This is a genomic window from Cytobacillus firmus (assembly GCF_023715565.1).
GTDB lineage: Bacteria > Bacillota > Bacilli > Bacillales > Cytobacillaceae > Cytobacillus > Cytobacillus firmus_C.
This window is the reverse complement of sequence record NZ_JAMBOJ010000043.1, coordinates 1-13,844: the sequence shown is the minus strand read 5'-3', so window position 1 is coordinate 13,844 and position 13,844 is coordinate 1. Positions and strand designations below refer to the sequence as shown.

Genomic DNA, 13,844 nt, shown 5'->3' with positions numbered 1-13,844 from the left:
ATTAGGTGATTAGGATTTAGATTGTGTCATTTCCCGCTTTCTTCCTTAATTTATTAAGCTTTTCTAGTTGCTCATCATTCAATTTCAGAGCCTTTTGATATTTCTTAATAATTTCAGGGTTGGTTGCATGGATTAGTGCGTGGACTTCATAGCTTACGATTGTAAGGTTTTTATACGAATCATCCTTTGTTTTGTGGTAGGGGTTGATGTGGTGACATTGCATGGTTTCGAGGTCTAATTCGATTCCAGTGATGGCACATTTCCCTCCCTGGGCAATGAATTTGGATATTCTATTATCTGCAAATTCAATGGATACCCTTTTGTTTACTACAGGATTCTCTCGCAACCACTTTAATTTCCATTCAGGAATGATTGACTGATTTTTGTGTATTCCTAATCTACCTTCTTTTGTATACTTGTTAATCGAGACTTTGGCATTCATTGGACTTTTGTGTTGTACATAAGAAATGGGGAGGATGGGATATTTACGGTAGTATCTCATACTGGATGATTCCATATATGCGAGAATACCTTTATGTTTTCCTTCGTATTTCCCTTTCTTACTAAGCCCATCCAACCTGTTATATAAGGTTATTAGGATGTGACCCCCTAGTGTACCGAAGTCACCTGCAACATTTGATGCTAATCGGTAATAGTTGTGAATACCGTTTACCATACTGTTGTATTTGTTCATTTCAGCTAGGGCTGTATATCCTCTGTTTGCCTTTTGAATTTTCTTAATTTGGTCGCGCAGTTGGTTATGGATTCGTTTTATGGCTTTTGGTGAGACGTTAGAGCTAATGACAAATTTTGTTTCGCCTGATGCTCTTTTTCCCTTTTGAGCCATTCGGAAAGTGAAACCTAAGAATTCACTTGGTTCTCTTTTGAGGTTGGTGATTCTTGATTTTTCGCTTGAAATGGTTAGTTTCAATCTTTCTTCCAACCATAATTTAGCTGCATGATATGTTTTGACTGCTTCCTTTCTGGTTTGACAGGAAATCTTAAAGTCGTCTGCATATCTTACAAGGTAAATTTCTTTAAGGTTGGTCGATTTCCTCAGCTTCACATTTTCGTTTTTACGATTTCTTCTGCCATCTTTGCGGTATTGCGGCGTAATTTCTTTTAGATTTCTTTCTTCCCATTGGTTAGCGATCCACCAATCAAATTCATTCAGGTTGATGTTCGCTAGTAAAGGTGAAAGAATCCCACCTTGCGGAGTGCCTTTTGTTGGGTAAGTGATTTTACCATCGGGCATAACGATTGGAGCTTTTAGCATCCGTCTGATTATGACCAATAGCTGTTTATCTTGTATTCCTAGTGACCATATTTGGCGCATCAGCTTTGTATGATTCACGTTATCGAAAAATCCTTCTATATCAATATCAACAACATATTGCATGTTACTACTATTGACCCGATGTGAAACATCAGCAAAGGCTTGTTCGGTTGAGCGGAATGGTCGGAAACCGTAGCTGTGTCTATTGAACTTAGCTTCACAAATTGGTTCCATTACCTGCAAGATACACTGTTGAGCGATTCTATCCCATATTGACGGTATTCCAAGAGGTCTTGTTTTACCGTTGCTTTTAGGAATATCTACTCTTCTTACCTTTCTTGGGTTGTAGAAATTAAATCGTTTTTTAACCATTGTAAGAAATTCATTAGTCTCAATTTTCTCTATATCCTTGATAGTGATTCCATCAGTGCCAGGTGTCGGACTACCAGTGTTTCTTTTGATATTCCGATAGGCTAGTATGATGTTATTATCAGATGTTATGAGTTTCATTAAATTCTTGAAGCTCTTACCATCTTTACTATCTTGGTATAGTGCATCAAATTCGCTTTGCATATCGTAATACTCTGCATGGCGAAGGTTAGCATTTTTCCTTGCTTTGTTCTCCAAATTGAATCTCATGGTCTATCACACTCCTTTCTGGATCTGTGACCTTTTAAGTCTTACAAGAATCCATGAAGTGTGAGGTTTCAATTTAATTAGATACGACTTGTGGCTGTTCCTCCGTCCTCATTACAAGGACTTCAACGGTCGTGCCACTACTTTCACTATGGTTAAACAAGGTTATGAATTCCCTTGTAATGCTTCGACGGGTGTGTTCCCTCCACCTCCATAGCTTCCAACGTTCCTTTATTCCTATCAGACCTAGACTTAGGCGCTTGCTTTAACCCCGTATCCTTGATGTAGCCTATAACTACATATGGTTTTTCCTAATCTTCAATCGTACTAAACCACAGATACCACGCATTTATTGCGTGCCATACAATTTCTATATGGTCCCTTCAGGAGCCGTACATTCGCAAGTTCGTCAGTGTTCCCACACATTCTCGCCATATCTAGTTTTTTATGACCCCCGGCATATCATAAACGGACACTGCCTCCAGCGCCTTTTCGTATTTCATTCATAGGAATGAATTTACGGCTTACTTCTGCCGACTTTAACGAGCCTCGTACAAAGAAATGAACACCTCTTTCAATGCACGTCGTAGCTTTAGGGGAAGCGTTTCAGGACGTTACTCCGTCATTCCACTTCTCAGAATAAAAGTTCTCCTGTCAGCTCTGTGTTGCTATTGATATAGAAACTTCTGTTTGACAGTGCATCATCTTTTCAATGATGAACGTTTCGCACGAAAATGAGGGTAGGTGTACATAATAGGTCAAGACCTACCTGTACAAGCTCCTGTGACACAATACAAACATCGTATCCCTCTTTTTCTATCTTCTTTTTTAGCCATTCACTACGCTTATTTGTGGCCGTGGTAGAAGTGTCTAAGATACAAACCTTTGCTCCAACCTGCTCAAGAATGTGTTGTAAACGCGGCCTTACATCTCTGCCTTCTACACTGGAACCTGTATCTCGAACATAGACAATACTTTTCCTGCCTTCCTCTATCTCACCCTTAATGATTTCCTGGAGCTTCTTTTCCTTGTTAAGTATTAGCTCTTTAGGAAATTCATCTGGGCTCCAAATTAAATCTCGGTCCCCATCTTCTGTTTTGATAGAGAATGGGGGATAGGTGAAAGGGTTATCTGGATATGCGATGCCTGTTTGAGTCAATGGAAGATAAAGCTTATGCCCGTCATCTCGTCCATCGATAGCTGATTCAAATGTAGATACCATGTTGTTATAATGCTTCTTTAAATCCTCGTCTAAATCTACAAGAATTGTAGGAACATTGATCAACTCCACAGGGTCTGGCCATACATCTGTTAAGCGGACAAGCACACTGTTTTGGACAAGAAACTTTGAGAACACAAATGGTGATATACCGGGAAGAACCTTTTCTGTTCTCCTGGTGCCTCCTCGCGATTGCTTGTTGCTGTACTCGCCTTTATCGTCCTGATTGTAAATAGTCGTTTCAATGTTTCCATACTCTTCATTCCACTTCCGAACTTCATTGAAAGCGTATCCGTTCTCAACCATAAGGTGTGGGAATAAGCGCCAAAGTGTATAGTAGATATCCTCGGCCTTGCCTCCAAAAAGGGTTCCTGTACCACCTATAAGCTTCTTTGAAGCAGCTGCAAGGCTCCCTAGTGAATTTCCCTGGGCTGACATGCCAGATTTCAGCATATGGATTTCATCACAGATAGTAATATCAAAAAACCATCTCATTTTCCTTCGGATGTATTCAATAGAAGCGATTCTCCTTGGATTCCCGACTTTCTTAGGAATCTCAGGTTGAGAGAGCTGAATTTGTTGGACCAAAGGCTGATTCTGCTTTAAAGCATGTTCAATCTGCCTTTCGTACTTAAACCAGTCTTTTATTGATTGGTATCTAGTAGGTACCTTCTTGGTCCATAAACTTTCACCGCATTCAGAACAAAAAGCATTGGCTGGATTTTTTGAATTATGAAGTCGCCTGCTTGTTCCAAATTCATCTTCATCCATCGTCCGTTTATTCTGAACCTCTTCTTCCTCTCCATCCTCATTGGTTTCCACTGCAGTAGATTCAATAACCTGGTGTGCATTACCGCAGCTTGGACAATAGTATCCAAAACGATATGGTAAGGAGTTTGACTCACTTTGAAGTACCGTTTTCTTATAATCAAAACGAACTGCAGGAACCATCGCACAATCGCCCCTCATTGTTGTAAAGGAAATGATAAAGAATGTTGGTTTCAATGGCTTAGGCCTTCCTTGACTGGTCCATTTACGATGAAACTCAATGAGTTGCTCTGTCCGTTCAATAACTCTTACATCAGCATGAGGTAAAATTTCTTTTATTTCCTCCGGCCATTTTTTTGTTAGGCTTGGGGGACACATTAGACAAGCAAAATACCCTTTTTTATTTGACATAGCAGCAACTACATCAGGAATTGCTGTCATCATGGTTGATTTACCCGTGCTCATTTCACCTTGTATTAAAGCTACCTTCTGCTTTTTCAAAACTTTAGCGATCGCGGTAGTAACATGAGACTGGACAGGAAAAAGTTCCCGCTTATAAGTTGAGATTTGCGGGTGTATAGCGTCTGTCATTGGGTCATGGCCTGGAGTAACTTTATTGCTTACCTTTGTGACCATATCATCCATGAAGGTTGTCATATACTGTGTCAAATCTTCTATGGATTCCACTGCCTGACCAGTTCCTGTCTTAGGAAACTTCAGCATCCCACTTGAAATCATTCCAGAAATAATATCATCCGCTTCCTGCTCTCCAGTTTCCTCACTAAAATTCAGTTTATAGATGGAAAATCCGTCAGGAAAAAGGGCGGAATCATAATAAAATTTGAATTCCTCAATACAACCTCTTCTTAAGAACTCATTTAGAATAATATCTTTCCATTCAGGTAGAATATTAAGCCCATACTTTCCGCCACCTAAAATTTGTCGTAGCCCTTCTCCAGGATCTGCATCGAACGAAAGAATATAATCCCCGTTTCCAAGCAGGTCATCATGAACAATTGCGACCGCTTTTCGGTTTTGATTAATGGTGATTGGGAACTTTGAGTACTTCCCTTTATCAGAGTACATACGGAATTCTTGGGAAAATTTATAGTCAGTTAAATCTTTCTTCCCTTGCCCAAAGGACAAACCACCACTCCCGGTATCAACTGCAGCTTTCATAGCCTGTAAAGTAGAATCATTACCAGCAATAATGGTCATGAGTAATTTAGCTCCTTGCCATTCATGCTTTGGTTCCTCTACCGCTAATGCGTAACAAAAAGCACTTTGCCATGCCTGCTCCAGGTAAATTTCAATCATCTTTGGGTTTTCATCTGTCTCAATCACTTTATTTAATTCCATGCTGCTGACTCCCTGCATCAAATTGAATAAGGTATGCCAGCTGGCGATCCCTATCTCAAATGAGGCAGGGATACACCTCCCTATATAGTTTTCTTAATGAACATACTCTTTAAGCTGTTTGTGGATCTTTAAGAGTGCACGATCAATAGCTCCTCCTACTGTATCCTGAAAAGTCGTTTGGATAGATAGAGGGCTCACAAGAGCTTTAAACTTTCCATTGTGGTCACCTTCGTTGATATAGTAGACTTTTATCGAAAAATCTTCATACTCAGTCTCCAATATGAATATCATCCGTATTAATGCTCCCATCTAAAAATTCTTTAAATGCCGTAATAACTTCTTGCCTTGCCTTTTCAATTGAGTCATAACAGCCGGTAGTCAGATTATGAATTACACCATTACTCATATGGATTCTGAACAAGCTTCCGAGAGGCAGGGAATCAACATACTCCACGAAAAACTTCTGGCCGGCGTACTCCTCTAATTGAAAAGAAGAAACCTGGTGCATTGGTTCTGCACTTCCTTTCTCAGAAAAAACTAAGCTGTTTGAAGATTTTTTTCCTCTTTATTCGCTTCCATTAAAGTTCTAAACTCATTTATGATTCGTCCTGAAATATCACAAATCATAGATCCGTAATTTAAAAGAGAATCGGGGTCATGTTTGCTCCATGAGTTAACATATCGGAAGGAATAATCTGATGTGTCTAAGCCGAAGAACGAACAAACAATAAAGGCTGTTCCTTCTGCAACAACTTCCTTCTCCGATGTAGAAGACTTAGTATCATATCGATGCACCTTTGAATGCACCAATTCATGTACTAATGTCTTGCATTTATGATTAACACTTAAAGTGTCACTAACGACGATTTCATGGTTTGCTCGGCTATAGTAACCATTGGCTCCTTGCGCGTCTCCATATGTGATTGGACAATTATCTTTTTCAGCAATCTGTTCAGCATATTCAATAATCTCTCTAGCTGCCTCAGAATCGCCTTCAAGCTTTATAATCACCTTATCAATAGGAAGCGGATCGCCTTCCGTCTGTTCAAGCGCGAAAACTGGAACAGTTATGAAACCACCTAGCTGTGTTTCACCGGTTTCATTGCCATGTTCATCTTTCACCTTTATGAATTTCGGCTTGAAGATTCTAATGGCTTTAGAACCTAGTTTGATATTGCGGCCTAACTCATTCCAACGTTTGAAGCTCGCTATATAGCTGGCATTTGGAAATTGAGTTTTAGCAACCATAATGTTTTTAAAAGAGTAATTCGGCATCAGTGCTTTCATTTCTAAAAGAGCTTTGAATTCTTCTGGAGAATATTCAAAGTTTCTTACACCTTCATCCAGGACAGAAACAAGTTCTTTTACTCTTTCTTCAACGCTTGGACCTCCTTTGCTCCATCTCTTGCTCTTACCTTGACGATTTGCCATGTACAACAGCCCCTATCTTTTAGTGTGTATATATAAAAAAGAGAATAGGAAACCCATTCTCTTTGAATACGACCATCTTCAATTGCTTTGAAAACACAAAAAAGCCCTTGAAGTTTCTGAAAAAATAGCAATAAAAAAGCTATTTATCCATCAACCGCAAAGGCTGCTAATGATTAAAAATACCCGCTAATCCTCATAGGATTGCCATAAAATGAAAAAATGAAATGAATATATTGGTATTATATCCTTTGTTTTCTATTTAGACAAGAATGATAAGTGACTCATCTCAAATTATTCCACAATACTACCTATCAAGGAATTACACCTACCCATCATAAGATGACAGGCGGACACATCATGAAATGACCCCCACCCGTCAGGAAATGACGGGCTACGCCTATCAGGAAATGACGAGCGGACTTATCCACAAGAAATCTTTATTTTGTTAATAAAACCGACTGTCAGGAGATGACACCCTAGCCCGTCAAGAAATGATAGGCGGATTTTCCGGGCGTCATTTCCTGACCCACCCCCCCATCATAAGATGATGCCGAATAATATAAATCTTTAAAAAGACTTTAATATATATATTTATATAGAAAAAGAGTAGAGGAAATGATCCCTCTACTCTTCAATAGAAATAATTTTGATATCTAAGAAATTAATATTTAAATCATTCAACGCCTGTGTAATTAAATCTATATGTCTATCATTAATCCAGCTAGCCGCAAATTTATTTTGTGCATAGAGTGTAATCACGGAATCACGGTTTTTAAATAAAGAATCTTTAAACCAGGTATCGAAAGATGGTTTCGAAATTTTAGCTTGTATGTATTCCAATACCTGCTTTGTAAGATTCAAGTCATCAGTTGTCATTGATTCTTTGATATCTAGTTTATGTTTTTGTGCCGCGGCATTTCTCTTTTTTACCGGCTTATGGAACGTTTCTCCCTGTTCAATAAAGTCCTCATAAATCCCTTCATAATTAACGACTTTTCCAAGGTTGTCTGGGCTATAAACAGACATATACTTTTCCATAAAGTCATCATGCCTTCTCTTTAGTTCCTCCGGAAGCTCTTCATACAATTCCATCGGAAGAAATGGCACCCGTCTTCTCACTTTATAAATTGGAGTTTCATCCATATTTTTTTTCTTCTCATCTGTAGACATGCAGTTAAATCTGAATACAAATCCATATCTTTCTAAAAGACTTAACCTGCTTTTAACAGTGTTTACAGAACCAAAAGAACACTGAAGCTGCAGAGTCTTTAATGCTGGCCAGCAATAGTCTTTCTCAATACAATAGCTTTTAAGTGTGATAAACAGTGCTAAACCATCAGCTTTAAGAAAGTGCTGCCAAAAATGAATAAGGTAGTTATGTATGATTGTAAAATTCCGATCTTCGAATTCAATGTTTTGACCATAACCATCTAAGCTAAATTCTTTAACCTTCTCTTCATTAAAAAGGATTTTATTAACTACAGGGTCATGATAAAAGAATTCTTTAAATTGACCTGTTTTGTCTATTAACCACCTGGACTTTTCTATTTTAAGATCTTCTTTGACAGGACGGTAATAGATAAGGGGATAATTTTCACCCTTTAGATTAGGACGAGCATCTTTCAAAATTAAAACCTCCAAATCATTTACCCTTAAGGCTCTGAACGGAGATTCCTTCTTGAAATAAGTAATTCAAACTGTTAAAATATGAATTAAATTATCAAGTATCAGAAATCCCGCCTATTGAATTTCATTTAATCTTTCAGCGGCCAAACTGGAAGAGATTAAATGAAAGCCTCTGGTGGGTTTTTTTTGCCATTTTATAGTGAATTAACACTATTATGTCTATAGATGCTATATTTTCTATCATAACAAAACTAGACAGGTAATTCTAATATACTTTGGCCTTTTAACCAGATAAATGTCGAATAGACGACAAAAAGCCCCCTACAAAGAAACCGAAGGTATTTCGGCTTGTTTGATAGGGGGCTTCCCTTTTGGTTATCCAGTTGTTGTACCTAAATTAAAACATGACTAGTGGAAATATTCAACACCTAGGGAAGATATTGTTAAGTTTCTATTTAAGGCGGACTCCCGAGGTAAGTAACCTAGTAGAAGATTCTATTATTTCTTTTAGCTTGTTATATTCTTTTTCGATTTTGTCTTTCTCTGCTGATAGTTTTTGGTTTTCCTCTTTCAAAAATAAAACTTGTTTTTTTAGATTATCAACTTGGTTATGTGGTTCCACTTCTTCAAAAGCTTTCTTATACAATAGTTCAATATTATTGAGAAGTATTTGAAGCTCTTTAATATCTCCAGATGGTGATTGCTCCTTACTAACAAACTGTCCTATTGTCTTTGTATTATTTTCTGCCTGGGTTGGAGCTAGCTCTTTTCGTTGGGTTTTTGCTTGTAAAATCTCCTCTTTATACTGCCTTCTAACACAAGCATTCCACCTAAAGCCACAGGCAGAAGCGGTTCTTGATAGTTGTTTACCTACCTCTTCAAATGCCTTTAATTGTGTTCCCCCGGTTCGAATATTAGAAAGTACTACATTTGCTAATAGCTCATCCTCTTCCCCGGTCCAAGCATCTTGTCTTGTTTTAGTCATGGCCCTTCCCTCCCAATAATTTTTATATAATTATAAATATGAATGGATTTACAAATGTAGAAGGCTATAAAGCGGTATTTAAAGTTAAAAACCTATTAGGTTAAAAATTTAAACGATAGGCTGGTTCCATATGTATAATTAAGAATATACGTAATAGGTTATGGGGGATGATGTTTTGAAAACAAAAGATTATTTTTTCGATCTCTTTAAGACTACTAAAGCAAGAGAGTTAGCAAGAGAAGTTGATGAATATCTATATAATAAAAGTACATATAGGGAGGAAGTTGAGGATTATCATGATCGCTATAAGCAAGGCGAACGAACGGATTGTATAGGTTATATTAGTAAAAAAGGCTCCTTTAAATTTTTGTCTTTAACCGCTGCAAGACATGTATGTCTGGTTCTACACCTGGGTAAAAAGCTTCATACCCAATCTGCAATCTCTATGCAGCACGAGATTGATGAATTATTGCAGAGGAAATACCAAGATACAGATGGTACAAAGCTTACTCCTGGGGAGGCTTATATACGATTAGAATGGTTGAAAATTTGGAGGAAATAATTCCTTTCATTGATAAAGCTTACAAATTAAGGTTGTTAAAGTAAGCCTACATATTAATTTGTTTGACATGGTATGGTCTTGCAAAGCAAAACTCGCCTCTAATTTGGCGAGTCTTTGTTTTACCATGAGGCTATGGTTGTAGGACCGAACCTTGAAACAATTCTTCCGCCAACCTTTATTTCACCTCGTGCATATATTGTTTTCCCACTTGGTTTTAAACCGACTACTAATTTAGCCTTTGTTCCACCTTCTGATCTCTCATATACTAGCTCTCTATCTTGGAGTGTATATGTTTCATCTACTACATTTACACCGAATAAAAATCCTTCAATATGAATGTGATTTCTATCTGGATAAACTATGCCTTTAATCCTAAATATATCGAGGAACCTTTGATCAAATGGAATTGGTTCTACTTTTTGAATAGTAGCATTCCAAGTTCTAGTTTGACCTGGTATTGTGTTACATGTGTAAGTTCCTTTGACTGTTACACCGTCCTCGGAAATAGTACCTTGATATGTGCACATTGTAGTTCCATCAGTATCTTTACGTTCAATACGAACAGAGTTACCAGCTGCCTTAATTGTTAAAACAGCAGTAACAGGGGATTCTACGGGATGCGTCCACCTTGCATCAAAAATATCGCTATTCCCTCGCCTTTTCCAAACTCCTGTCCATTCTCCTTCGTGTTCAGTCCAGTTAGCCCCTAAATCGATCTGTCTATTTGAGAAATAAATGCTCTCAGGTCTGTAATAAGAATATGGGTATTGATAATAGCCAGTTTGATTTTCTATAACTGTACCTTGATTCCATGTAGGAATTAAAGTTGTAGGAAGTAAATTATAAATAGAGCCTCTAGTCCATCTCCCTCCTAAATACGGATTGTATCCACCTTTAAAAACACCATCCGATATTGTTCCTTGAATTGATGGAGAGTCATCACGATGATAACGTAATTCAAAGGGCTCGTGTAACGAAGGAATAAAACTTCGGTCACCTAATTTTGGTGGATTAGCAGCTAGTGCACACCTATATGGGCCGTATCTGTGGTTTTTAAACATACTAATATAATTGATATTCAATTATAGGCCTCCTTAATTAGTTAAATATCATAACTCCGATATTGTATGTATAATGGAGATTCTGGCATTGGTTATACGCCTATTAAGTAAGCCTAAATTTAGGTGTTTGATTAAACCTAAACTTTTATCATGTCTAGCCTCTATACTGTATAGGTGTTCATGTCCTTTAGTTAAAGAAGAAAAAACCGCTTGATTAGCAGTACTCTTGAATATAAGGACCTGTTTGGTTTAAGTATTTGCATATTGCTAACTTACACTACGTTTCCCATGAATTTTATTTATATTGTGGTACAGAAACACCTTTGGCAAGCGCAGTAATGTTATAAAATATTTTATGAAAAAAGCCCTCCTAAACTAGGAGAGCAATAGTTCAAGCTGACCACAATTGTTAACATTGTAGCTCTGAACATTCTTTTTCAATGTTTCAGTAGTAGTTGCAGCTTTAGTTTTAACTTTCATAAATGTATATGCTAGCCGATTCGCAATAGCCTTGATGATCCGTCCATCAACACTTTGTCCCAGCATTTCATACTTTCTTATTTTTTGTATATTTTCCGTGAAACTAAAATGGTCCGGAATCCCCATTATTCTCTTTATTTCCTCAATTGAAAGAAAGCGAAAATTCTCACCATCGTCACTTAAAACATGACTATTTGAAGCACACTGACTTGTATACCGTTTCGGAATGCATTGTATCTTTTCTGCATCCTTACCAACAAAAGTTAGATCCAAGCTTCTATCCTTCCAGGCTTCACGACTGTTAAAAGAATCCATAAATTTTCTTACACTCTTCCATTCATGCTGCACACTTGAGCGGTCAAGAAAATCTTTTAATTTTTTCCTTCTGAGTTTAGGAGCAGCTGGGAAGTCAAATGACAGGAATCTCTTTTCATCTTTAAATGCTACAGCATACGTCCTTTTCCTTGTGGCAAGGGATCCAAAATCCCATGCTTCCAGTTCTTTTTGACCCCAGAATGGATAATCATCCTTTAATAGGTTTTTTAGCGATTCCCAGGCATTACTTTTATAGTATTGAGGAACATTTTCAAAGAATAAAACTTCAGCTTTTGAGGATTGAATGATCTTTGCAGTTGCAAGGACTAAATCATTCATTACATTACCCTCTTGGAAGCCTAAACTACTATGTTCGCTGCATGGCGCTGTAATGAATGCCATATCAACTTCTGCTATATCTTGACAATCACGAAGATCACCACAGAAAACCGTCGAATTAGGAAAATTATGAAGTAATACTTCAGCCGAATCATCCTCTAATTCTATTTCTTGAACAGGGGTAAAGTAACCTGTATCTTCCAAAACGCTAGTTCCCACACCTGCTCCAGCACATATAGATAATAATTTGATCCGCTCGTTTCTCGGAGTTGGTATTGTGCTGTTTTCAAATAACTTATATTCAAGGGGACGTATAATTACCTGTCCTTTATTGCCTTGTTTATAAACATTAACTTCTATTTTTTGATTAATATCAAGAAAAGAACAATATTTATCTCCGGCAGTATCAACTAGAGGCCGTTCTTTTCCGCTTATCTTGCTCTTTCTACAGGCCACATGAACAGTATGAACATCTTCTCCATCTTCAAACGGAAAATTTTGCAATACTACCTCTTCAGTTAACCCATTTATTTTAATATACACTTCACCTTTCACCTTAAAACCGGCAGCTTCACATACAAGATGTTGAAGGAAAAGTCGAGGTTTCTCTGGCTTCCCTTTTTTTGATACGGTATATACTTTCTTTAACTTTAAATTCATTTGTTATCCCTCCAGTTTAAATTATCCCTGTAATAAAAAAGCAAGGTTCCAACAAAAGAACCTTGCCTTTATTCCTGTATTTAGATGATAGAGTCCATCCTCTTGATAAAAAACTCTACGTTTTTCAGAATAATAACCAGGGTTTAATTTTTCCAATGCATCTCCATATGGTTCAATAACGTACAAAGGAGATACCTTAATTTCTGACTTAACTATACTATCCATAGAGTTTATAAATTTCTGTATGGTTTGGGGTATAGGTAAGTTGGCAGCGGCCTCAATAGTTTCCTCAATCACTTGAGAGTTATAGATATCTGACCAGTAAATATCTATTAATTCTTTTACAACTTTTTCTGTGTTAGAAGGTAATTGGTTAGCACTATTTTTTAACATACTTTTTCCCCCTAATTTAAAGATTACTTACTTGGAGGCTTTACGATATTCTTCCTCCATGATCGGATCATCAAGTACATAGCCATTAAATATGATTTTTAATGCATCTTCACATGAATGATTCCTATTGATTGTCATATCTTTATACACTAATTTTAGTAGTGCATCCTTTGCTACGAGCTTCTTCATTTGCTCTTCCATGAATACTATTTCGTTATGGGTATCCATATTCTTTCCTCCCAAAAAAAAGGTTGATCTTTAGGTTCAGTCTTTCAGAAGGTTTTTGGTTCAGTGTCTCTAAACGAGCTTCAAAATTTTCCCCTGAGGCGTGATTACCTTAACGCTGACTTCACGTCGCGTACGAATTTTTGTAATCGTCGTTACACTGCCATTATCGTGCACTTTCTTTTCCTCATTCGGAATTTTTTTCACAAGCTCTAGCCCCTGTACAAGGTGATAATTATCTCCCTCTCCAATTTCTCCATTAACGGCTCCAGAGGCTAGTAGGAGAGCCAGTTGGCCAACATTTAAGGGTAGAATAGGGTTACCGCCAATCTCTAGCTGGCGTGGTTTAGAACGGTTTTTAAAGGCCTGAAACCCTTTACTGTTTCGAATCCCTTCAACAAAATCTGATTTATTTGCTAACTTGGTATAGAATGTCCTTAATTTTTCTACTCCTGCAGGAACACTCCACTTTTTATTGGCAGCAACGAAGCGGTCTACCGGTGTAACAT

At 37.5% G+C, this 13,844-nt stretch carries 12 protein-coding genes and 1 pseudogene; 1 reads left to right on the top strand and 12 read right to left on the bottom strand.

Features of this window, described 5'->3' with window-relative positions; genetic code table 11:
• Positions 1-16: 16 nt before the first annotated feature.
• The 7 genes from ltrA to M3205_RS16745 form a co-directional block, all read right to left on the bottom strand.
• Positions 17-1,915 carry a group II intron reverse transcriptase/maturase gene (ltrA, locus tag M3205_RS16775; protein WP_251170982.1) on the bottom strand — a complete coding sequence of 633 codons (1,899 nt, stop codon included), beginning with the start codon at positions 1,913-1,915 and terminating at the stop codon, positions 17-19.
• Between the two features lie 706 nt (positions 1,916-2,621).
• Positions 2,622-5,258, bottom strand: a complete 2,637-nt coding sequence (locus tag M3205_RS16770; protein ID WP_251170981.1) for a helicase — start codon at positions 5,256-5,258, stop codon at positions 2,622-2,624.
• A gap of 93 nt (positions 5,259-5,351) precedes the next feature.
• The gene (locus tag M3205_RS16765; protein WP_236566242.1) at positions 5,352-5,537 is read right to left on the bottom strand and encodes a hypothetical protein; all 186 of its coding nucleotides are present in this window, start codon (positions 5,535-5,537) and stop codon (positions 5,352-5,354) included.
• Positions 5,527-5,766, bottom strand: a complete 240-nt coding sequence (locus M3205_RS16760) for a hypothetical protein (RefSeq protein WP_159866689.1) — start codon at positions 5,764-5,766, stop codon at positions 5,527-5,529. Before M3205_RS16760 ends, M3205_RS16765 begins: the two co-directional genes overlap by 11 nt.
• 29 nt (positions 5,767-5,795) lie before the next feature.
• A complete protein-coding gene (locus M3205_RS16755; RefSeq protein ID WP_251170980.1) occupies positions 5,796-6,689 on the bottom strand; it encodes an ArdC-like ssDNA-binding domain-containing protein in 894 nt (297 codons plus the stop codon).
• Positions 6,690-7,313: 624 nt separating this feature from the next.
• Complete coding sequence (locus M3205_RS16750; protein WP_251170979.1) at positions 7,314-8,315, bottom strand: DnaA N-terminal domain-containing protein; 1,002 nt, start codon at positions 8,313-8,315, stop codon at positions 7,314-7,316.
• Positions 8,316-8,766: 451 nt separating this feature from the next.
• Complete coding sequence (locus M3205_RS16745; protein ID WP_251170978.1) at positions 8,767-9,300, bottom strand: RsfA family transcriptional regulator; 534 nt, start codon at positions 9,298-9,300, stop codon at positions 8,767-8,769.
• A gap of 175 nt (positions 9,301-9,475) precedes the next feature.
• Between M3205_RS16745 and M3205_RS16740 the strand changes: the two genes are divergently transcribed.
• Positions 9,476-9,862, top strand: a complete 387-nt coding sequence (locus tag M3205_RS16740) for a hypothetical protein (protein WP_251170977.1) — start codon at positions 9,476-9,478, stop codon at positions 9,860-9,862.
• Between the two features lie 119 nt (positions 9,863-9,981).
• Here the strand turns inward: M3205_RS16740 and M3205_RS16735 are convergent, their stop codons facing one another.
• From M3205_RS16735 to M3205_RS16715, 5 genes and pseudogenes are all read right to left on the bottom strand, one after another.
• Positions 9,982-10,944 carry a hypothetical protein gene (locus M3205_RS16735; RefSeq protein ID WP_251170976.1) on the bottom strand — a complete coding sequence of 321 codons (963 nt, stop codon included), beginning with the start codon at positions 10,942-10,944 and terminating at the stop codon, positions 9,982-9,984.
• 354 nt (positions 10,945-11,298) lie between these two features.
• On the bottom strand, positions 11,299-12,717 hold the full coding sequence (locus M3205_RS16730) for a DNA cytosine methyltransferase (RefSeq protein WP_251170975.1): 1,419 nt from the start codon (positions 12,715-12,717) through the stop codon (positions 11,299-11,301).
• A gap of 21 nt (positions 12,718-12,738) precedes the next feature.
• On the bottom strand, positions 12,739-13,110 hold the full coding sequence (locus tag M3205_RS16725; protein ID WP_251170974.1) for a hypothetical protein: 372 nt from the start codon (positions 13,108-13,110) through the stop codon (positions 12,739-12,741).
• Between the two features lie 27 nt (positions 13,111-13,137).
• Positions 13,138-13,338, bottom strand: a complete 201-nt coding sequence (locus M3205_RS16720; RefSeq protein ID WP_251170973.1) for a hypothetical protein — start codon at positions 13,336-13,338, stop codon at positions 13,138-13,140.
• Positions 13,339-13,407: 69 nt separating this feature from the next.
• Positions 13,408-13,844: pseudogene (locus M3205_RS16715) on the bottom strand (DUF6094 domain-containing protein); the annotation flags it as partial.

What these genes read in the sequence shown, in the direction of transcription:
- M3205_RS16720 (WP_251170973.1), bottom strand. Translation starts at nt 13,338, where the DNA reads ATGGATACCCATAACGAAATAGTATTCATGGAAGAGCAAATGAAGAAG.
- M3205_RS16730 (WP_251170975.1), bottom strand. Translation starts at nt 12,717, where the DNA reads ATGAATTTAAAGTTAAAGAAAGTATATACCGTATCAAAAAAAGGGAAG.
- M3205_RS16755 (WP_251170980.1), bottom strand. Translation starts at nt 6,689, where the DNA reads ATGGCAAATCGTCAAGGTAAGAGCAAGAGATGGAGCAAAGGAGGTCCA.
- ltrA (WP_251170982.1), bottom strand. Translation starts at nt 1,915, where the DNA reads ATGAGATTCAATTTGGAGAACAAAGCAAGGAAAAATGCTAACCTTCGC.
- M3205_RS16760 (WP_159866689.1), bottom strand. Translation starts at nt 5,766, where the DNA reads ATGCACCAGGTTTCTTCTTTTCAATTAGAGGAGTACGCCGGCCAGAAG.
- M3205_RS16770 (WP_251170981.1), bottom strand. Translation starts at nt 5,258, where the DNA reads ATGGAATTAAATAAAGTGATTGAGACAGATGAAAACCCAAAGATGATT.
- M3205_RS16725 (WP_251170974.1), bottom strand. Translation starts at nt 13,110, where the DNA reads ATGTTAAAAAATAGTGCTAACCAATTACCTTCTAACACAGAAAAAGTT.
- M3205_RS16745 (WP_251170978.1), bottom strand. Translation starts at nt 9,300, where the DNA reads ATGACTAAAACAAGACAAGATGCTTGGACCGGGGAAGAGGATGAGCTA.